General features: G+C 47.9%; 17 protein-coding genes. 5 read left to right on the forward strand and 12 right to left on the reverse strand.

What is annotated here, in order from left to right:
- Positions 1 to 2 precede the first annotated feature (2 nt).
- On the forward strand, positions 3 to 1715 hold the full coding sequence (gene recJ, locus GA003_20525; GenBank protein ID QXD28349.1) for a single-stranded-DNA-specific exonuclease RecJ: 1713 nt from the start codon (positions 3 to 5) through the stop codon (positions 1713 to 1715).
- Between the two features lie 15 nt (positions 1716 to 1730).
- On the opposite strand, the gene GA003_20530 is transcribed toward recJ, so the two are convergent.
- From GA003_20530 to GA003_20550, 5 genes are all read right to left on the reverse strand, one after another.
- Positions 1731 to 2984: a DUF4340 domain-containing protein gene (locus tag GA003_20530; GenBank protein QXD28350.1), complete on the reverse strand. Its 1254-nt coding sequence runs from the start codon at positions 2982 to 2984 to the stop codon at positions 1731 to 1733.
- Positions 2985 to 2997: 13 nt separating this feature from the next.
- A complete protein-coding gene (locus tag GA003_20535) occupies positions 2998 to 4866 on the reverse strand; it encodes a Gldg family protein (GenBank protein QXD28351.1) in 1869 nt (622 codons plus the stop codon).
- Between the two features lie 17 nt (positions 4867 to 4883).
- Positions 4884 to 5603: an ABC transporter permease gene (locus tag GA003_20540; protein QXD28352.1), complete on the reverse strand. Its 720-nt coding sequence runs from the start codon at positions 5601 to 5603 to the stop codon at positions 4884 to 4886.
- A 35-nt stretch (positions 5604 to 5638) separates the two neighbouring features.
- Positions 5639 to 6556, reverse strand: a complete 918-nt coding sequence (locus GA003_20545) for an ATP-binding cassette domain-containing protein (GenBank protein ID QXD28353.1) — start codon at positions 6554 to 6556, stop codon at positions 5639 to 5641.
- A 95-nt stretch (positions 6557 to 6651) separates the two neighbouring features.
- A complete protein-coding gene (locus GA003_20550; protein QXD28354.1) occupies positions 6652 to 7686 on the reverse strand; it encodes a haloacid dehalogenase-like hydrolase in 1035 nt (344 codons plus the stop codon).
- A 76-nt stretch (positions 7687 to 7762) separates the two neighbouring features.
- Here GA003_20550 and prfA point away from each other — a divergent pair, with 76 nt between their 5' ends.
- Positions 7763 to 8854: a peptide chain release factor 1 gene (prfA, locus tag GA003_20555; protein ID QXD28355.1), complete on the forward strand. Its 1092-nt coding sequence runs from the start codon at positions 7763 to 7765 to the stop codon at positions 8852 to 8854.
- A gap of 22 nt (positions 8855 to 8876) precedes the next feature.
- Positions 8877 to 9719: a peptide chain release factor N(5)-glutamine methyltransferase gene (gene prmC, locus GA003_20560; GenBank protein QXD28356.1), complete on the forward strand. Its 843-nt coding sequence runs from the start codon at positions 8877 to 8879 to the stop codon at positions 9717 to 9719.
- On the opposite strand, the gene GA003_20565 is transcribed toward prmC, so the two are convergent.
- Both GA003_20565 and GA003_20570 read right to left on the reverse strand, forming a co-directional pair.
- A complete protein-coding gene (locus GA003_20565) occupies positions 9673 to 11859 on the reverse strand; it encodes a carboxy terminal-processing peptidase (protein ID QXD28357.1) in 2187 nt (728 codons plus the stop codon). The genes prmC and GA003_20565 overlap by 47 nt on opposite strands.
- A 317-nt stretch (positions 11860 to 12176) precedes the next feature.
- A complete protein-coding gene (locus GA003_20570; GenBank protein QXD28358.1) occupies positions 12177 to 13085 on the reverse strand; it encodes a rhomboid family intramembrane serine protease in 909 nt (302 codons plus the stop codon).
- 170 nt (positions 13086 to 13255) lie between these two features.
- Between GA003_20570 and GA003_20575 the strand changes: the two genes are divergently transcribed.
- Complete coding sequence (locus tag GA003_20575) at positions 13256 to 13492, forward strand: ferredoxin (protein QXD28359.1); 237 nt, start codon at positions 13256 to 13258, stop codon at positions 13490 to 13492.
- Positions 13493 to 13916: 424 nt separating this feature from the next.
- Here the strand turns inward: GA003_20575 and GA003_20580 are convergent, their stop codons facing one another.
- The 4 genes from GA003_20580 to GA003_20595 all read right to left on the reverse strand — a co-directional run bounded on the left by GA003_20580 (position 13917) and on the right by GA003_20595 (position 19514).
- Entirely contained in the window at positions 13917 to 16412 is a 2496-nt protein-coding gene (locus GA003_20580; GenBank protein QXD28360.1) for a TonB-dependent receptor, read from the reverse strand.
- 190 nt (positions 16413 to 16602) lie between these two features.
- Positions 16603 to 17289 (reverse strand): (d)CMP kinase, encoded by a 687-nt coding sequence (gene cmk, locus GA003_20585; GenBank protein ID QXD28361.1) that lies wholly within the window; start codon positions 17287 to 17289, stop codon positions 16603 to 16605.
- The gene (aroA, locus tag GA003_20590; protein ID QXD28362.1) at positions 17289 to 18626 is read right to left on the reverse strand and encodes a 3-phosphoshikimate 1-carboxyvinyltransferase; all 1338 of its coding nucleotides are present in this window, start codon (positions 18624 to 18626) and stop codon (positions 17289 to 17291) included. The genes cmk and aroA overlap by 1 nt, the downstream gene beginning before the upstream one ends.
- A 9-nt stretch (positions 18627 to 18635) precedes the next feature.
- Entirely contained in the window at positions 18636 to 19514 is an 879-nt protein-coding gene (locus GA003_20595) for a prephenate dehydrogenase/arogenate dehydrogenase family protein (protein ID QXD28363.1), read from the reverse strand.
- Between the two features lie 131 nt (positions 19515 to 19645).
- Between GA003_20595 and GA003_20600 the strand changes: the two genes are divergently transcribed.
- Entirely contained in the window at positions 19646 to 20191 is a 546-nt protein-coding gene (locus GA003_20600) for a hypothetical protein (protein QXD28364.1), read from the forward strand.
- On the opposite strand, the gene GA003_20605 is transcribed toward GA003_20600, so the two are convergent.
- Positions 20128 to 21216 carry a hypothetical protein gene (locus tag GA003_20605; GenBank protein ID QXD28365.1) on the reverse strand — a complete coding sequence of 363 codons (1089 nt, stop codon included), beginning with the start codon at positions 21214 to 21216 and terminating at the stop codon, positions 20128 to 20130. The two genes, GA003_20600 and GA003_20605, sit on opposite strands and share 64 nt — an antisense overlap.
- Positions 21217 to 21333: the final 117 nt, after the last annotated feature.

The following is a 21333-nucleotide window of genomic DNA, read 5'->3' on the forward strand; positions in this document are numbered from 1 at the left end:
AAGTGGAGTGGCGAAATGCATCCGTTCCAGAACGGAAGGTAGCCCATTTCGCTAAATCACTCGGTGTACCCAAGTTAATCGCCCAGCTTCTGGCGCGGTTGGATATCGAAGAGGCTGAGGACGCACATGCCTTTCTGCATCCACGACTAAAGCACTTGGATGATCCTTTTAGGCTGTCGCATTTAGAAGCGGCTGTGGATCGAGTGCGCAAAGCCATGGCTGCCAACGAGCGGATCGTTATCGTTGGTGATTACGATGTCGACGGAGTGACTAGCACAGCATTGCTCGTACATTCACTTAATCGCTTTGGAGTATTCCCCGAGTATACGGTTCCTCAACGACAGGAGGAAGGGTATGGGCTTTCCCGCGCCGTTATCGATCGAGCTTTGGGTGGTAAACCGGCTGGGTTGCTGATCGCAGTGGATTGCGGCACGAATTCAATCGAAGAGGTTCGCCATGCTAAAGCCCAAGGAGCGGATGTGATCATTATCGACCATCATCGCAGCACCGCTGAAGAGCCTAATCCGGCTATTCTTGTAAACCCACATGTGAATGATGGTGCCGACGAGCCTTGGAAGAACTTATGTTCTGTCGGGCTGGTTTTTAAATTGGTTCATGGTATAGTGAAATCCCTGCGCCAGGATGGAGATCCCACGGCATTTAAAATCCAACTCAAAGAATATCTCGACCTGGTGGCCATGGGAACCATCGCCGATCTGGTTCCTCTCGTTGGAGAGAATCGGATACTGGCTAGCCGAGGACTAAAAGCGTTGGAGTCCACACGGCGAGAAGGACTGCATGCGTTGTTTCATGTTTCAGGAATGGAGATCGGGCGCACGATCATGTCTGCCGATATCTCCTTCAAGCTAGGCCCTCGTATCAACGCAAGTGGTCGATTGGCGAATGCCGAGATGACGGTCAAAATGCTGCTCAGTCAAAATTTGCCCCAGTGTCTGGATATGGCCAAGCAACTGGACGGCATGAACAAGGAGCGCCAAGGGATTGAGAGAGCTATCGTTGAGGAGGCAGATAAGTATATTGAAACTCACCTGCAAGGGGCGCATGGCTTTGTGCTTCATAATCCAAATTGGCATCCAGGTGTTGTGGGGATTGTTGCAGGTCGCATCTCACGTATCCACAGTGTTCCTACCATCGTGCTGGGAAAAGAAGGGGCGCTTGCGAAAGGATCAGGTAGAAGCGTTCCTGGAGTGAATCTTGTCGAGGTACTTGGTGAATGTTCAGAGCTCCTGGAAAGTTGGGGGGGGCACCCGATGGCGACTGGAGTCTCGCTACCCCTCGAAAACGTAGAGGCATTTCAAGCAGCGTTCGATGCTGGAGTTAAGCGTGCATTGGAAGGGGACTATTTTGAACCTGAAATTGAAATTGCCGCCTTCATTTCGCCCGATGATATATGCCGCGATTTTATGGATAACTTGTCCATGATGCACCCTTTTGGCGAAGGCAACCCCGAGCCCGTATTTGGTTTGCGAAGAGTTCAGCTTGCTCAATGTCCTGAACCATTTGGTACGGGGCATTACCGATTTTGTCTACGATCAAGCCAAGGATCATACCTATCCGGTGTGGCTTGGAAAAAGGCCGACAATCTCCCTCCCTCGGATCGACATCTGGACCTGGCTATCAAGGTAGGCTGGAATGTCTACAATGGTCGCCGCTCTCTGCAAATGGAGCTGCTCGATTGGAAACCTAATAGTTAGCAGAATTGAACTCGCTTAATTCTCTTCTGGTGACTTTGGAGTCGCTTCCTCCTCTTCACCTTCCTTCTTCGGAGGTATCACTTCAAAGATGACTGAGTTGCCATCGATGTGCTGTTTGATCTCGGGTTGATTCGGATCCTTTGCTTCAGCTTCCACGGCTGTTTCGATGGCCTCTTCAATGGATTGCGTATCAATGTTTCCAGGAGCTGGTGCTATCTGTGCGGCCTTGTCCGCTTCCGCTGTAACCTCCTCCGCTGGAAGATCAGCCACTTCGGAAATTTCCACAGGGATCCCTGTGAATGTGTAGGACGAAGCCTGAAAAGCCAGTCGGCTCATCATGCCATTGATTGCATGATCTGCCTGGCTGCTGGAAAGATTGAGATAAGTGACTGAAGGTGGAGTACTGGCGGGTGCTTCTTCCCCTTCAGCAGGTTCTGGTGGGAGCGGTTGACTCATTTCTACCGTGATGGTTTCCCCGGAAAAGAGTGTGAACTTCAAAGAGCGGGTATTCATTTGAGCATCCTTCCAAGTTTGCGTTTCTTCTTCAACCGCTCGTTCAGCAACTTCTGTAAACCTCAGATTAGTAAAGCGTCCGATCAATGAAGTGATCTCGGATTGCTTAGGAACCCTCACGTCTACCGGGAGGGTACTCACAAAGTCTTTATCCTTGTCGTCGCGACGCACGCCCCAGTCTCCATCTTCTAAAGAGAATTGAATACCTGCTACCTCGTCAGCTTGGAATTCATAGAGAGTTTTGGTGGCCCAATTGGAGGAGCTCGCATCGATATAAGGGCTCTCAGATGAAAGATAGGCCGTCTTTTCATTACGAAAAACAAACGCTTTTCCATTGTTGATGGATTTTCCATAAGTGATTTCAAAAAGGCTGTCATCAGGTCCCGACATTAGCTTGAGCGTTCCCTGGGTTAGATCCAGCCGTTCCAGTCGGTCTTCACGAGCGGTGATCTTTCTACTAATGTCTGATTCAACAAGATCGCGAATCAAAGTATTGAGCTTCGCAAAATCAGCGGGCAGATCGTAAAGCGTGCGGACCACCCAGTTGCCTGAGCCCTCGAGCTCGACTACCACTTGTTCCCCGCCTTTGGCGATTTCTACGCGGTTGACGTCTTTGAGAATATCCTGATCGAAGACTTTAGTCCCTATGAGTGGATCATCTTCAGGAGTAACGAGGGATGCATTACGAATATAATAACCCACCGATGTGGCAACTGCCAGACTGGCGGCAACGATAACTAATGTTCTTAGTTTCATAGGTGAATCAAATTTACTTTCGGTTATGACGACGGATAAAGAAGAGGATGCCGGCGGCAAAGACGATGCCCGGAATCACAGTTAAATTGGCTAAGGCTAAATTGAATCCCAGGCTCTCTACTTTCTCGCGTAGTTTCTTTCGCACCTCTCTTCGCTCTGCACGCTTGGAAGCGGCGTTGCCTTGTAGCTCCTGAATTTCGGCGCGTAGCTCGGGCGTTAAAATCAAGGAATTGCCTCCTCCCTGTTGGGTCTGCAGCTCTCGGATCCGATTCTCGAATACCTGGACCTCATTGTTGAGCTCATCGAGCTTTTGCTGGTACTCGACCTGTGCTTCTTGCTCAATTTCTTCAACCACCTTGAACGGGCGAATGGTATTTCCCCGAGGGCGGATGGAAATCAGGTCCTGACTTCCAGACATGAACTCAATGGTGTTGGTGAGCAGGTTGAGGTTGTCATTTAACGGTTGAAATAAGGAACCGAAAATCCGCTGAACTGAAAATTGCTCCTGCAACCAATCCGAATCGGCTATGACAAAGAGGCTACTTGGAGCTACGGATTCTGTGAGGTGGTTTGAATTGGCTTCTGGTGCGGGTGCTGCCTCAGCACCTTCTGGCGTTGGTGGAGTAGGTTTTCCTTCGGGAAAGGCAGATTTAAGATTACCACGAACAAATCCTGCAATGGTTTCCCGACCTTCTGACGCGGTCATGTTTTGAGTGAGCTGAACCGGATTGCGAATCTGGTTGGCCAGCATGGCGAAAAGCTTTCCTGCCTGGTCAGAGGATTGAACAAGCGGGATGATTTCGAGATCAGCGCCTTCTGCTATTCCAAATGAACCGGGCTCAACCATGAGCAAGGAGTCCAGCTGGGAGAGGATAAACTCATTGGAGTTCAAGGCAGCTTCGTCTAGATTCAACCAGGTTGGCATTTGCATGGGACCGGCTTGTGTACTGACTTGGGCCCCATTGTCAGCGTCGACCAGAATTTCCATGTCGTTGAAATCGATGCCGTAGGCTGTGAAAAGTTGTCGAAGGTTGCTGGTCACTCCTTGTGGAGGTTGCCCCATCATCATTTGCTGCTGGTTTTGCTGAGCCTTCATGAAGTAGCTGGATGGATCCAGCGCTATGAAGGTGGGCTTCCCTGCCAGGACATGTTGGTCGATGGCAAACAGCATTTGCTCATCCAGATTTTGTGGATGCACGACCATTAGCACATCCACGATCGAGGGCCAATCTGCTGGAGTATTAATCTGGGTGATCTCAAAATTCTGGCGTAGTTGTTGCACAAATACCCAGTCTTGTCCTCCAGGCGGCTGCCCGGGAAACATTTGAGGGGTTCCCACAACAGGTAGTCCTGAAATGATGCCGACTGTTGGTTTATCCCATTGCTGGACGGTGTATAGTGCTTTGGCGATGTCGTACTCGAGTGAGTTTTCTTTTTGGTAGGCGAAGAACGGTACGGTTTCCTGGTTATCCGCTTGGGTCAGAACTAAACCGAAAAAGAGATTCTGACCATTGCCCACTGGATTGGGAGTAATGCCAGCTGTGGTGGCTGCCTCCTCTTCTTCGGTATCGGGCTCAGGGTTTATGATGTTCAAGCGAATCATGCCATTGGATGCCGCCTCGAACTGCCGCAGCATTTCTTCCACTCGAGTCCCGTAATTCTTAAAGGATATTGGAAGTCCGTCTACCGAGCGACTGAAGTAGAAATCGAAATCGACCCGCTCTTCCAACTTTTCAACCAGCACCTGGCTCCCTTTGGAAAGGGTGAAAAGTTTGCCGTCAGTAAAGTCCAGCTTCCAGCTAAACAATCCAGCAAACATGTTGGTGAAAATGAGGATGATTATGAGGAGGAATCCAGCGATAAACTTCTGTGATGTATTCATGTGTGTATCGCTTAGTATTAACGTTCCAAGACCACGACGGTCATGAGTAGAGAGATGAAGGAAAGTGAAAGAAAGAAAACCAGGTCCTTGAAGACAATCAGTCCACGGGTGAAACCGTTGAAGTGAGTAGTGTAGCTGAAATTACTCAATGCATCCACCCACGAGAGAGGTAGGAACGAAAGGAAGTTGGTGAAGACCGACCATCCTAGAAATACCAGGCAAAGGTTGATAACGACACTGATGACGAAGCTTATGACCTGGTTCTTTGTGAGAGCTGAAGTGAAGGAGCAGACCGCGAGAAAACTACCCGCCATGAGGAAGCAACCCAGATAACCTGTAAAGATAGGCCCCCAATCGGGATCTCCCAGATAGCCTACCGTGAACATCAGAGGGAAGGTCAGAAAAATGCCAACCGAAATAAATGCCCATCCTGCGAGGTATTTGCCAATGACGCCCTCCTGGATGAGAACCGGGAGTGTAAAGAGAAGCTCCCAGGTGCCGGAGCGTTTTTCCTCTGCCCATAGGCGCATACCTACTGCTGAAATAAAGAAGGTGTAGATCCAGGGTTGCATGCTGAAGAAGACGTCGAGCGATGCCACGCGCGAATCGAAAAAGCGGCCCAGATAGAAGGTAAGCCCTGACGAGACGAACAGGAAGACTATGAGAAATACATAAGCCACCGGAGATCGGAAGTAGCCGTAAAACTCGCGTTTGAAGACAGGTAGAATTTGTTTCATATCCAGCTCTATGAACTAAAAAAGTTGTGGAGAATCTATTTGGTTAGTTCCCAGAAGACTTCGTCCAGGCCAACCGGTGTTTTCTCAAAACGGGAGATGTTCCATTCCTTGTCCCGGCAGACTTTCAGCACAAGTGATTCGATGGACTGTTTGCTTTTGGGATAAATTTCAACGGCGCCTTCATTGATTTCCGCACTGGAAACTTCGGGCAGCTCTTTGAGGGTTTCACGAACGACTTCCAGATCGATATCTTCGACTTCCAACTTGAGCGCATTGTACTTTGGATTGCGCTTAAGAAGGGACTCAGGTGTCTCATCTGCTATGACTTCGCCTTTGGCAATAATGATTACACGTGAGCAAAGGGCGTGAACTTCTTCTAGAATGTGAGTGGATAGGATGATGGCCTTATCTTTGGCCATGGTCCGAATAATTTTGCGGACTTCCTTTTTCTGATTCGGGTCCAGTCCGTCTGTCGGCTCATCCAGAATGAGTACTGGGGGATCGTGAAGGATGGCCTGAGCAAAACCGACGCGCTGCTTGAAACCCTTACTCAAGGTTTCAATGGATTGGTGCCTTACTTTGTTCAGGCGGCAGAGGTCGCAGGCATGGTCTATTTTGTCTTCCCGAATAGTGGGGTCATCGTAGCCGCGAATTTCAGCAATAAATATAAGAAACTCCTCAACTGTCATTTCACCGTAGACCGGACCATTCTCAGGCATGTAGCCAATCCGTTCTTTGACTGCTACTGGGTGATCCTGCACATTGAGCCCATTAACAAGCACAATGCCTGAAGTCGGCCGGACAAAGCCGGTGATCATCTTCATCGTGGTGGACTTTCCAGCCCCGTTGGGACCTAGAAACCCGAGTATTTCACCTCGGTTGACGTCAAAATTGACGCCATTAACTGCGTTGATGGATCCGTAACTTTTGTGAAGGGATTGAACTTCAATCATAGTTGTCTAAGGGCTTCTCAAGGGTAGTTAAGAAATTAGGTTCTAGAAAAATTTTCCGCGAAGAAAAGCAAAAATTTTAGTTATCTGCGAAGGAATTAATGACTCTTCTCGTTCTTTTCTTCAAACATGGTATCCTGTTCCAATTGTGGCTCAGGATGTGGGACTTCGTCTTTGTGAATGTGCCGTGGAGGCTTTCCTACTTTCTTAGTCAGAGCATGCTCGCGATCTTCGACGATTTGATCACATATGGCACATACGTGCATCTTCATCCACATGCCTGTATTACTGGTTTCTTCGAAATTGGTAGGACCATAGGCATGGATCCGGTTGTTCTGAAGCAGACGATCATTTTGGGCGAATTCCTCCTGTGAACCTTGATCGTAGACGGCGAAGGCCTTGCCACCATTGTTTTTCACCACGGAAAAGACAGGGATGTCGCTTGGGCCATCAGCCACATATATCATATTACGGAATGGTACCCGCCGATCTGAGTGTTTAATGTTAGAATTGACGTTGATTTCGGGGTTTTTGTTACAGCCTTTGTTGATCTCAAATATGTAACGCGTTTTGATGGTGTTGTCGATGACCACACCGATTTGAGAAATATCGGGGTCGTGATGGAGGCTCAGGTCCTGTTGATCCAAGTAGTGCGGAAGGAAAGGCTCCTCGATAAACTCACAACCGTAAATGTTTTCCACAAAAGGAGCTATAATGCTTCCACGAATCATGGATGCGAGGCCTGTGCTGATTATGTAATGCTCTAAACGTATGTCGTGCTTCTTATACTCTTCCTTGAGGGTGACCAGGTTTTGCAGCGATTTGAAGAACTGAGGGAGGCCGGGGTTAAATACGAGCTCCTTCCCAAGCTCTTCCAGCACTTTATTGGTTAAGCCCTTAATAACACCACTTCGCACATAGGATAGCAGATGATTGAGATAAATGGTGTCGGGAGAAACGGTGAGCCCACGCTTTTTATAGGCGTTCGGAAGTTCATTAACCTCTTCCCAAAAGCGTTTTTCGTTAATGCCAAATTTTTTGAAGAGGGGCTGCTGCATGTAGCCGGGGATAAGGGTTTTGTCGAAATCCCAGATGCATGCGACAACGTTTTGAGTGTATAGGCTTGTTTCCATTTAAAAGAGCACCCATTTATACGGGTTGCCTAACAAAACTCCACTTATTTAATCAGCACGAAAATAACCCGACTTCATGGAAGGAATACCACATATCGAGCCATACATCGCCCGGCATAAAGAGCTGGATGGCGAAATCTCGGATCCGGACTTCTTCCAGGATCAACGCCGAGCGGCTACCTTGTCCCGCGAACATCAGAAGTTAGGTATATTGATTGAGCAATATGACGAGCTGGTTCGTCTGGATGGAGAAATTACCGATACCCGTGAATTAGTGAGTGGTGAGGATATCGATGAGGAGCTTAAGGAATTAGCCGAAGTTGAACTTCCTGAGTTGGAAGAGAAATTTCAAACACTGAAACAACAAATTCTAATTTCAATGATCCCACCGGATCCGACCGATTCTCGGAACACGATTGTGGAAATTCGAGCGGGTGCTGGTGGAGATGAAGCAAGTCTATTTGCCGGTGACTTGAGTCGCTTGTACCAGCGTTTTGCGGAATTAAACTCCTGGAAGATTGAACCGATGAGCAGCAGCCCCTCTGAAGTGGGCGGTTATAAGGAAAACATCTTTCTCGTAACCGGTGAGGAAGTTTATCGAAAGCTCCGCTATGAATCCGGCGTGCACCGCGTCCAACGCATCCCGGTCACTGAATCCGGAGGTCGTATCCATACGTCGACGGTTACAGTCGCTATGATGCCTGAAGCTGAGGACGTTGATCTGGATATTGATCAGCAAGACCTGGAAATTACAACCATGCGTGCTTCTGGTGCGGGTGGTCAGCATGTGAATACAACCGATTCTGCTGTGCGAATTGTCCATGTGCCTACCGGTGAAATGGTCTATTGTGCCGATGAACGCTCGCAGCTCAAAAATCGGGATAAGGCATTGAAAGTGCTCTATTCTCGTTTGCTGGAGAAGAAACAACGTGAGGAGCAGGCTAAGTATGCCGCGCAGCGCAAAAGCCAAGTGGGCACGGGTGATCGTAGTGAACGGATCCGCACATACAATTTTCCGCAAGGCCGTATAACGGATCACCGGATCGGTCTTACGCTCCATACTTTGCCGCAGGCCATGGAAGGCGAGCTTGAGCCAGTGGTAGATGCATTGCAACGAGCTGAGTATAAAGACAAATTGGATGCACTCCTTGAGGGTAACCTTAGTTGATTTTCAAACAATTGGATTTTAAATGATTACCCTGCTGGAAGTCCTGGAAAAGAGTACGGATTTTCTTGAGCAGAAAGGTGTCCAAGATGCGCGGCTTAGCGCAGAGTGGATTATGGCTGAGTCACTCGGTCTTAAGCGATTAGACCTGTATCTTCAGTTTGAGCGACCCTTGAAAGAAGAGGAGCTCGGAGGCATTCGGGAAGGCATTCGCCGCAGGTCAAAACGGGAGCCTTTGCAGTATATTTTGGGGAATGTAGAATTTTATGGAGTTACCCTGAAAACGGATGCCAGAGCTTTAATACCGCGACCGGAAACAGAGTATTTAATAGAGCTCCTCCACACAAAGTATCTCAATCGAGAACCCTCACGTATTCTTGACCTGGGTACTGGAACAGGAGCGATCGCAATTGCTATGCTGCACACCTTCCCAGATGCCGAGGCCGTCGCGGTTGATCGTTCAGAAGAGGCGCTGCGGCTCGCTTCGGAAAATGCGGAAGCGGTAGGAGTGTCTGATCGGCTGAGCTTGAGCCAGTCAGATTGGTTCGAAAATGTGACTGGAGAATTTGAGGTGATCATTTCTAACCCACCTTATTTAACGGATGAAGAAATGCAGAGTGCAGAGCCGGAAGTTTCTCAGTATGAGCCAACTCAAGCACTCCATGCCGGAAAAGATGGGCTGAACGACTTAAGCCAGATTGTTGACGAAAGCTTGGGCTACCTCGTTGATGGCGGTGTATTGGCCTTAGAGACCGGAATCGCTCAACACGATAACTTGATTACTCAAGCTAAGGGCCAAGGTTTTACTTCGATGGAATCGATTAAGGATTTGGCTCGGTTGCCGCGCTATTTGATCGGCCTGCGATAGCGGGGTCGGTGAGCTTTCTGAATCCGGAAGGAGTGGTTTGCACACTGGCGGTATCCGCGATACTTGCGTCCTTTGTAATGATCCAGTCGGTCAATATTCGAAGACTCTCCTGCAGATGAATGTCGAGTCTGGATTCATCATCATCTGCCACGTCTTCATTTTCAGCATTAGGATTGTCTGGGCTGGCTTCGACCTCGTTGTTGGTCATGAGGTCTTCCATGGGAGTTCCTTCTTCCACGACGTTTAAAGTAATTTCACGGCTTTCGAAGGTCAGCTTTTCCAATTCTTCCTGTCGGGCTTCCAGCTCATCCCTAAAAGCCTTATCTTCTTCCTTCTGTTGTTTTCTTTTTTCCAGATTCAACGAGTAGGATTTGATTTCCTGTTTCTCTTTAAAGAAATCGATGCTCTCGTTGAGGAATGAAAACTCCTCCAAAGAGCTTTGGCGGGCTTCACTTAAGGAGGTGAGATGTTGCTTCAAAGGTTCATCGATCGGATCAAATAACAATTTGCTGGCATTGCCTTTCTGGTTCCAATTGACGGCTTTAATTTCATCCCAAGGCATCGCGTGATCAAGATCTGCTTCTCCGATGGGTAAGAACTCATTGACGGAGGGCAGGGCAATATCCGAGATCACGCCTCTGTTCTGTGTGGATTGGCCGTTAGGCAGGTAAAACTTCTGAATGGTCAACTTGGCTGCGCCAGTGGGTTGATCGTTGAAGAAAGAAGGGGAGGCTAACCGGTCGATCTCGAACACGGCTTGAACAGTCCCTTTTCCGTGAGTGGATTTGTCGCCGACAATTAATGCTCGGTCATAGTACTGAAGTGCACCCGCTACGATCTCTGATGCGGAAGCACTGTTTCGGTTAACCAAAACTATGAGCGGGCCTTTGTAAGAGATTTTATCATTACGGTCCCAATCTCTTCTAATAAAACCTCGGTTGTTTCTAACCTGCACGACAGGGCCGGTCTTAATAAAAAGGCCCGTAAGATCAATCGCCTCTGTGAGAAGTCCACCGCCGTTGTAGCGCAGGTCAAGGATGAGTCCATGTATGCCCTCAGCTTGTAGTTTTTCAACCAGCTCCTCTACGTCTTTAGTTGTACTGGTAGGCGTATCATTTTCGTTGATACTCAAGTCCCCATAGAACGAGGGGAGTTGGATCACACCCACCGGAAGCGTGGTGTCGGGCATGAGTGGTACTTCAACAAGGCTGGCACTCGCGCGGCTGGCTGTAATTTTTACTTCGTCACGAACAATGTCTATGACCTCCCTTACGGAAGGGTCTGCTGCATCGGAAGGAATCACCGTCAAATATACGGTGGTTGATTTTTCACCGCGGATCATCTTCACAATCTTGCGCAGCTTCATGTCGATAACGTCTACGGGCTCACCGCCTTCTTGGGCTACAAAGACAATCTTATCGCCGGCACGCATGCGTCCATCCAGTTCTGCAGGTCCACCGGGAATCAACTCGCGGATAGTGCAATAGCCTTCCTCCTGAACCAGTATGGCTCCAATGCCCACGAGGGACAGGCTCATGGATATGGAGAAATCTTCCAGAGTATCTGATGATAGGAAGGTGGAGTGAGGATCAAACATTTGAGTCATCGTTGTGAGGAATATTTCCTGCACATCTGCCGCTTCGAGATCGTTCAGGTTTTTCTGAAGTCGTTCGTAACGTTTTGTAACTGTATCGACTGCGTTTTCTGCTTCTTCGTCATTTAATAGATCGAAGAGAAGTTCGTATTTGAGTCGGTTTTCCCAAAGTTGGTCCGATGCTTCTATACCTTCAATCCAAGGAAATTCTTCGCGATCTACTACATACTCTGCGTCCGTGGTAAAATCGAATTCCAGTGGCAGTCGCTCCAACACCCAATCAATGCGGGCGAGGACTCTTTCTTCATAGCGTTGGTAAATATCATAAGCTGCATCGAGGTCCCCGCGTCTCAAACTTCTTTCAAGACGAGAGGCATGCTTTTCTATCATTTCATCCCGGTCACTCTTGAGCAGAAATACGTGATTGTAGTCGAGATCTTCCATGAAGCCTTCCAAAAGTTCCTCTGCCTGGGATTGATTGATAAACTTTTGCGAGTAATGGAAATTCTCCATAAGAAAGACCACGGTCTGGGTCTCTTTTTTCATGGCCTGAGTGTATTCAAAATCACGGGCCTCTAAGAAAGAAGAACCTCCAATTAACAGGAGGATTCCAAGGGTAGAACGGGCAATGTGCTTTAGCATTATTTGTAATGTAGAGATTGAGGTGCGTGTCTGTCACTCATCAATTTTCCGAACCGATTGAATCTAGTTCCAAATATGTTTCTAATAGTGTTGGGGTATTAAGAATGGGAAGGCAAAGTTCCGATGTTATATTTACTTGGTATTCGCATCTGAGCTGCCCTTGTAAAGGACCCCTTTAGAGGCCATTTGTTTCGGCGGGCGAAGCGAAAAGGGGAAGTTAGTTACTTGTTCAAGAGCTCCTTTGCTTTGTCCAGTGTTTCGCGTTCCTTCTCTGTCAAGGAACCGAACCCTTCTTTATTTATTTTGTCCAGGATGCGGTCGACCTCTTTTTGAAGCTCGCCTCGATTAGTAAAGTTTATCCGGAAACGCCCGGACTGGGCCTTGCTCGTCTTTTTACTGGTAAACCATTTGGGCGGCTTAATGTCGGGTCCACTAAAGGAAAAGTCTTTGTTGAGAATATATTTTACGAATACCCACCCTCCGAGCATGCCACCCAAGTGAGCTGAGTGGGCGATTGGCAGGAATGGGCTGCCGAAGATTGCCAAGTCGTTGATGACAAATCCTACGAGCTCGAAAATCAGGATTATCCTAAGGAGGTCTCTTGGCGTGGTATTAAACGGGATTACTAAAAAGAGGAGTACTCGGATGGGCTGATTAGGCAGGTGTTTGGCGAAAACCAGGAACAAGCCCATCACCCCCCCTGATGCACCTACCATGTTCGCGCCAGGGACTTTCCACGAAATAATGAGAAACCAGGCAATTCCGCCCAAGAGTACCGCAAGTCCGTAGAGGGTAAAAAAACGAGTGTTTCCAAGCAGTTGAATAAGGACCCGCCCCAGCCAGAAAATCATCACCCCGTTGAACAATATATGAAGCAGGAAAAAGGCCCCATCGGTAGAATGAAGAAAGCTATAGGTTAGGAAGTTCCAAATGTAGCCATGTTCGACGCCATAAGAGGACAAAGAAAATAGAGCGAGAAATGAATGATAGGCCTCTAGGCCTGCCAAATTTTTGACCAAAATTTGTACAATAAAAACACCTACGATACTTCCCAGCAGCCAGTAGAGTGGTTTTAGTGCGGAGGGCTGGTTTGGTTGCTCTCGCATGTATTGGCGGTCATAAAGGGACATCTATTTATTGAAAGTGGTGTATTTGAAGGAAGGATTCCCCATCCCTTGGGTAGAAAGAGCACCTTTCCCTTCTCCTCAAGAAAGTGCAACCCTTTCGACTATTTTTTGCATGGAATCCTGCCACACTTAATCTTGACAGGGTAAATAGATTATTAAGTGTTTTCCCCATTATGGCAGACATAGACGCAAAGTGGCCCGAAAACGCATCAGGTAAATTTTACGTGGATGACCAGTGCATCGACTGCGACCTCTGTCGCGAGACAGCACCGGATTTCTTCACACGCGACGAAGATGGAGGTTACTCCTACGTCCACGCACAACCTTCGGAGCAAGAAGGAATCGATCAGTGTATGGAAGCCTTGGAAGGCTGTCCGGTTGAAGCCATTGGCGATGACGGCGACGAGTAAGTTACTCGATCTATAGAATTTTCTCAAAAGCCCTTTCGTTAGAGAGGGCTTTTTTCTTACCTAGCTTCATAGGGCTTTTAAATTTTATATCTCCATCAAACGCTCCCCAAGTTGGAATTGTAATGAGCAGTATTTCAGATTGGCCCGTATTTGAATGCTCCGCCCAAGTGTTCGATGATCTGGGTGTTTCGTACGATAGAGAGTGTCATGAGTGCGCACCGAACTCCGAAGGAGCTCGAGGGGTGGCTCAAAGAATGTGAAGAAGCTGGCGCGTAAGAAGCACTTTTCCAGTTCCGTAAGGATCAAGTGGCGAAGGCTCCAGCTTCTGAGTTCCCGGAAGACTGATTCGACTGCATTTCAAATTTAAAAAGAAAAAGGGCGGTCCCGTTAAGGACCGTCCTTTTGTTTAGAAATTAACTTTTTCTTAGAAGCGCTTGCGAACTGTGGCTTCCATACGGAATGGCATTCTTGTAACAAGAGAGCCGTTTCCATATCCAGAATTGTTTACGTCCCAGTTGTCTTCGTCTGTGACGTTAAAGAGAGCGAGCTTATACATCCAATCGTCCCTTTCGTAGAAGAGACTTACATCTATTTCATGTTGGAAAGGCAGGCGAGCTGTATTTGAAATCAACTCATAGTCGTCTCCACCATACAGATTTGGAATGGTGATTGGGTATCCAGCATAACCGGAGTTCATTTCACCGTATCCCATGAATCCGGCGTGAATACCAAACCCATTCTCCCACTTATATTGAACCAAGGCATTCACCAAGTGTTCTGGGACGCCAGGTGATTCTACGATCCCAGGAGCTCCTTGGAAAGTTGGAGATATATATAATCCTCCAGTTTCAGCCCAAGCACGGTCAATCGTGTAGGGGCTCGCATAGAACCCACCGGTTCTGGTCGCGTCGAGGTTGCTGTAACCGAAGGTCATAAAGAAGTTTCGGTTTGGCTGGTAGTTGAACTCGATTTCAAATGCCTTGATGTAGACATCGTCGGTTGACATGTCCTGATTACGCTCGGTGAATTCGCGATCCACGTAGGCCATCCCCATGAAGAAGGTGTCATCCAGGAATGAGAACTTGGCTCCATATTCAAGAAGCTTGCTGTCTTGCCCTTCTCCGAAGCCGCCGACGTCGGGGCGTCCTCCGGTATCAGCTGGGTACGTTTCACTGTAGTTATAAGTGACGTATAGAGTGGTGTCTTCGTTCACTTTATAAACAGGGCTCACATTGTAGTTATCGAGATCTAGATTATCTGAGAGAAAGAATCCTCTCTCATCAGTTCCGTCACCATCGAAATCAAAAGTGCCGCGTTTGCCGAGCACTGGGTGAGCCACTTCAGCGTCAAGCATGTCTCGGGTGTATCCAACGAGCACGCTGAACTTTTCGTCAAATTTAATATCCGCTTGAACGTAAGGGCCAAAGTTGAACATTTCCGAGTCTCCACCGGTGGGAGAATTTGGGTTACCACCGATCCACCATCTGCTCAAAATACCATGAGGTTCTTTGCCTGGAACCCAGGCGCTTCCGTCATTAACAAATCCCTGGTCGGGAACACGACGAGTATTAGGATCACGAGTCATGTCCCAGAAGTTCACTGGCTCATTGAAGTAGTGATTCGCTGACCAAATGTCATCATAGCGGAAGCGGGCACCCATATTGAAGTCAATCCGACCTCCTTCTGCTACGTCCATGCCGAAGCGAACTTCTGTGCGGTTTTCAAACAAGGTGTTGTCCTTCAAATATTCAGAGTAGTGGTAAGAACTGAAGGTATCGCGGTCTTTATAACCGAACGAGCTTTTGTTCACTACAACCACGTCGTTGGCGAGTTCCCAGATTTGGTCGACTCCACCGAAGATCGAAACACCTCTAGAGTCATCTCCTGGTGCAGCAAGCTTCCAACGGCGATTAACTGGAATGGTGTTATTTGCTACTGGGACGATGGTAGAGAAACCAGCACCACCGAAGCGGCTGGCGTATTCAATGCCAGGGAGACCACCGCCGAACACATTATCTCCATTTCCTAGTAAGGAAACGTAATTGGCGTATTCTTCATCTGTTTGACGATTTGGGACATACCGACCGTTATCGACCAAATCCTGGGAAACACGATTGATACCCCAGTTTTCTGTGTAATCAGCAAAGAAGAATTCAATATTGGCTTCGATTCGGTAAGTGTCGTTTGGTCTATGTGTGAGAGCAAAATAGATCGCGTGGGTATTTTGTTTCCAGAACTGCCAGTATCCATCCCAATCTTTACCTTCATAAGACATGCGCCAGGCAGTCTTGCCGTCATTAAAGGGTGCTCCGTAATCAACACTCCAGGTATACTGGTTGTAGTCACCAATGCTGAATTGCACCTCTCCGTGTGCGCCATCGAAATAAGGCTTCTTGGTAATTAAGTCAGCATAACCACCCAGGTAGTTTGTTGTTCCATAAACAACTCCAGCTGGACCTTTAACGATGTTAACCGACTCAACCGCATTAAAGTTAACTGGCAGACCATTACCATTTACTGATCCACCGCGACGCATGCCGTTAACGAACATATCTGCTTCTTGTCCGCGAAGATTGGGTGTGGTTGGAGCTCCGAAGTTACTCTTTGTGTAGGAACTAGAGGTCAACTTTGAGAAGTCGCGCACATCTTTAATGGCGATCGCATCGAGTTGCTCGCGTGAAATAATCGTAACATTCCGAGGCGTATCGAGAATGCTGCGATCGGTTCCATATACTGAATTGAACGGCCGCGAAGTCGGCATGATGTTCTCTTCAATAGGAATCTCGTTGATTGATAATTCTGCGAGATCGTAGGTATCTAAGTTTTCATCGTTGTTTTCTTGAGCGAAGATCGTCCCCAGGGGCACGATCATGCCAAGGAAGACGGCGAGGCATTTTTTCCAGTAGGATTCTATATTCATAATATGTGTGTATACTAGTTTCCAGTAGTTCTAATTGATTCGTATTTCCAAGCATTATGCGTGCCAGAGACGTTGGTTAATTGCAGATTTATTAAAAAATCTTTTTTGCAGCAACCACTCTCTTGAAAAACTAAATCGCGGGATGAGGAAAGAGTATTGCGATCTTGGCAAGATATTTAGGGGTTTTACTTCAACTTTTATGCGGCTCGTTCGTCATGTTATTCCCAATTTGAACTATATCCTGCATTTTTTGGGCTACTTTCTCCAAAGTCAGGTGAGTTGTGTCTATTTTAATGGCTCCTTCAGGGCAGGTGAGAGGCGCGGTTTTACGCTGTTTATCCAGCTGGTCGCGCTTTTGAATACTGTCAACTTGCCCCTCTAATGCCCTTCGACGTGCCCGCTCAGCTTCATCGGCAAACATGAAAAAGCGAAAATCTGCATCGGGAAAGATGATGGAACCAATGTCGCGGCCCTCCATTATCAGCCCGTCGAAGCCACTTTCCTTCGCGAGGTCGGCATAGCCGCGTTGGTGCCGAAGCAGAAATTGGCGAACCTCAGGGATTGCCGCAACAATTGAGACCGCATTATTGACTGCTTCTGAACGAATTTCGTCTCCGAGCACCTTTGATTCTAGGGTGATTCGGGCCTCTCTCCCCTCTATTATAGCACCTATAGGTATAGTTTCGAGGTAGGCACTTACCGAAGCGTCATCTTCTGGCTGGATTCCAGCTTGCAAGACGGCCCACGTTAGCGAGCGGTAATGTGAGCCCGTATTTACATACAATAGCTTCAATCGCTCGCTCAGTATTTTGGAAGTGGACGACTTCCCGGAGGCTGCACCTCCGTCAACGGTGACTAGAATAAATGATTTTCCCATTATGCGTTTCTCAATTGTTCGAGTGTATGAAAGAAATCAGGAAATGTTTTGGCGCAGCAACCTGGGTCGCGAATCGTGAGCCAGGGTGAGCCATCACCATAAAGATTGAAACAGCCAAGAATGCCAAAGCTCATGGCTACCCGATGGTCCTCATAGGTGAGCACTTCAGAGGGAACGATCAGGCTAGGCTGGATTTCGAGATGGTCCTTTCCGTCTTCAACCCACTGTCCGAGTTTGATTAGCTCGCTTGCCATGGCGGCTATCCGGTCACTTTCCTGATGCCGCGTGTGACCTATCCCATCTATGCGCGTGGGTCCTTTTAAGAGAGGCGCTATCGCTGCGAGGGTGAGGAAGGTGTCTGATATGGGCCAAAAATTGTCATGTATTCCACTCCCAGGCAAATTTTTGACAGACATTGAAGAGCTTGTTCCATCTGCCGTTTCCTCAATCGTTGCACCGAGATCTTTCAGCACTTCCGTGTAAGTATAGTCACCTTGCAGAGAGTTAGAGTGTAATCCTTTTACGGTGACAGTGCCTCCCACGACGAGTGGAAGGCTCAAGAAGTAGGAAGCAGCTGATGCATCAGGTTCGATAGCGACCGTCTCAGGAATGGAGTAGGGGATACCTGCTTTCACTTTTAATAATGCACGTCCGGCTCCTAGGTCTTCGACTTCTTGTTTCGGTTGTCCGAATCGATACATGAGCTCCTGAGTCAGTCGAACGAAAGGCTTCTTTTCTGCTCCCCCTGAAACTTCAATTGACATGTCTTCGTTAGCGAGGGGTGCCACCATGAGAAGAGCTGATAATAACTGGGTACTGGCTAAAGCTTCTAGTTGAACGTTGCCACCTTGCAGGCCGATAGGGGAAAGAGTGGCTGGGAAGAAGCTGTTATTGGATACGATCTGTGTGCCCTGTTTCTCGAGTGCGTCCAGCAACCCCTTCATAGGCCGTTTACGCATCTGCTCAGTGCCATCGAGTGTAAATTCGCCTCCCTTACGAGTAGCACAGAATGCGGTTAGAAATCTGGCTGCGGTTCCTGCAACTCCTACAAATAGAGATGCCTGCTCTGCTGGAATGACTCCCGTTGTACCTTCAACTCGGATACTCCGTGCGTCTTCATCTGCTTGCACCTCGAATCCCAGCTTTTTCAAACAGTCCACCATATGGTGCGAATCATCGCTAAATAAGGCTCCCGTCAAAGTAACCGGATGGTCAGCCATGCACGCTAGAATAAGCATACGATTGGTGATACTTTTTGAACCAGGCACTTCGACCGCGCCCGACACAGGTCGTGTGTACGGCTTAACGGCCAAAGGATCTGAATACGCTTCTGGCATCTTCTTTAATCAGCTAAGCCGGTCGCGGAATTGCTTCCCCTGTTCTAGAAGCGATACAATTTGGACCATATTGTTGTTTGTCAGAGCTGATTGGATACGGTGGAGTTCCTCCTGGTAATCGGAAAGTGCTCGATTAATCTCTTCTCGGTTGGACTCAATAATCGCTTTCCATAGACTGGGGTCTCCTGCGGCGATCCGAGTAGTATCTCTAAAGCCGCTACCTGCCAATTGTTCCCAGTTCTTATGCTTATCACCCACAAAGTTGCACAGAGCTGCTGCGATCAGGTGCGGCAGATGGCTTATATGAGCAACGATCTCGTCATGCGCTTCAGGTGTTTCTACAAAGGTAACTGCTCCTAACGATTTCCAGAACTGGATCGTCCTGTGGACAGGTGGGTCCCCTACTTTCTCAGTTGGAGTAACCACACAGGGTCGATTGACGAATAAATCGGCATCAGCGAAGTCCATTCCTGATTTCTCGGAACCTGCCATGGGGTGGGAACCTACAAAATGGGATGTTCTGTTTTCTAAAGCATTTGCCTGACGACAAATAAGACTTTTGGTGCTCCCGACATCGGTGACGATCGCACCTTCAGAAAGCGCACCCTGTATGTCATTATAGAGAGGGACGATAAAATCAACCGGTGAGCATATTACTACCATGTCGGCTCCTGCTGCTGCTGCTTCCGGAGTCTCACACACTTGATCGCACCAAGATTGCCCAACTAGTTTGGCTCTCGAGTTTGCTCGGCGGGACCAAATATGGATGTGTTTAGCGGTACGGTTTTGACGGCATGCCATAGCGACAGATGCTCCAAGCAACCCGGGCGCAAGAACGCACAGCTTTTCGAAAGGCTGGTAAGGCTCATTATCCGATTCAAAATCCATAGATCCTATGAGTAGGATTAAAAAGGGGGATTAAGGTGGAAGGTCGTTTGCCTCGGATCAAATAAAAAAGAGGGAAATCGGGAAGCAAGGTTTTGCTTTTCCGCAATGGGATTATCAGGCAGAAACAGGGTATGGCATTTGGCAATTCCAGGTATTCATCCTCGCCCCAGGGACTTGTTTGGTTGGCGAGTGTGGTATTTCTGATCGCAGGGTGTTTTTTAGTATTGCTGGTTTATGTATCGTTTTCAGGACCGGGTGAAATCTCCAGAGCGAAATCGTGGGAGGTGGATGAAGCCTTGGTTATAGAATGGATGACGAAAAGTGCTGAGGCTGAGGAGGCATTCAGGCGAGACTATGCCGTAACTCCCGATCATCCGCAGGTGTATGATAACCTGGAGTCAGCAATTGGGTATCAGCGAAAACTTAAAGCCTTGGATTTGGGGGATACTTTTGGGTCAGTAACTCGGTTAGCAATGCTTCTTCAGTTGTTTGAGGACACAAAAGGGAATACTCTCCATGCTATTATAAAAAGAAATGGGGACCAGGCTGCAGACCTAGTGGCTCGAGGAGATGCGATTTCCGCCATGCCTTTACTAGAAGAGTCTTTGGAGTATCAGCAATGGATAAACAACCAACCCATAAATATTGCTAGTCCAACACTGGGTAGAAATAAATAATAATCTGCTATGGGCCCATTGCGGAGCGGGATGACATTGGCCATGGGAAAGAGTGCCAAAGCAAACCAGGTAATGCCTAAAAACTGTTTGGGTGCCTTCTTATAATTCACCAGACTTAATACTCCAATACTTGCTACCAGTGCAGCGGCTGCGATTACCAATAGCTTATGATTATCGGGGTTGAACATGATCAGAATACCCTGTTGTCCGAATGGCCAAAGCCAGCGAATGGCATGGTAGAGATACATCCATCCAGAACAAAGGCTCACCCAGAAATCGGAGTCCGATGGGATGGTCGTAGCGATATCGAATGTTGCAACCCCGCCATGGATTTTTCGAAGCATTAGATAGAGTCCGAGCACCAATACTGAAAGGGCATAAAAGACCCAATTGCGTTTGTCCTTTAAGCGTTCCTGGTTGAGGACGAACTCTTTGAGACCAAGAAGCACCGGAGCTGTGATGGATGCCTCATACGAAAAGCAAGCCATGGCAAACATCAGGAGAGCAGAAAACTTCCAAATGTAAGCTTTGTTCTGTGCGCCTGACTGATCGAGCGCGTAGCTCTTTTCATAGAAAAGAAAGTATAAGAAGAAGCCATAGCCTCCGATCAGGATGTTGGTGCTGCTAATCCAGCTGACGACCGTGGTGAGGGCTGGGGCACAGGCCCACAATGCAGTGCTGAACAGTTGCAGGTAAGGCTGGTCTTTCCAGAAAAGTCCAAAGAAACGGTAGACGATCGGAATGAGTCCGAGGAAGAGGACTACTGCGCTAAGTCGCCATGCTTGGTATTGGTCAGGCAATACGCTGCTCCAGGTGTAGAAAATAAGGTTTTTTACCGGTCTAAAAAAGCCTAGGAAATCAACCGAAAAAGTGTCAGCAAATGAGGTAAAGGACGATACGTGGATGATCTGGTGATCATCGTCGAAGATCGTTTCGCCTCCGCTCTGGGTTCCGTACGCTATTCCGAGCAGCAATATCAATACACCCAGCAGTACATGCCGGGACAAAAGCACTTTGGTTGTCATTTCAGGTATGAGATAGAAGTTGAGGACTTCATCTCCAAGAAAGCCCTAGCTTAGCAGGGATGATAGGTCTATTTTCTGAAATGGTGCGGATTTAACATATCTTTCATAAGCATCAAC

This window comes from Opitutia bacterium ISCC 52 (genome assembly GCA_014529675.2).
GTDB lineage: Bacteria > Verrucomicrobiota > Verrucomicrobiia > Opitutales > UBA2995 > UBA2995.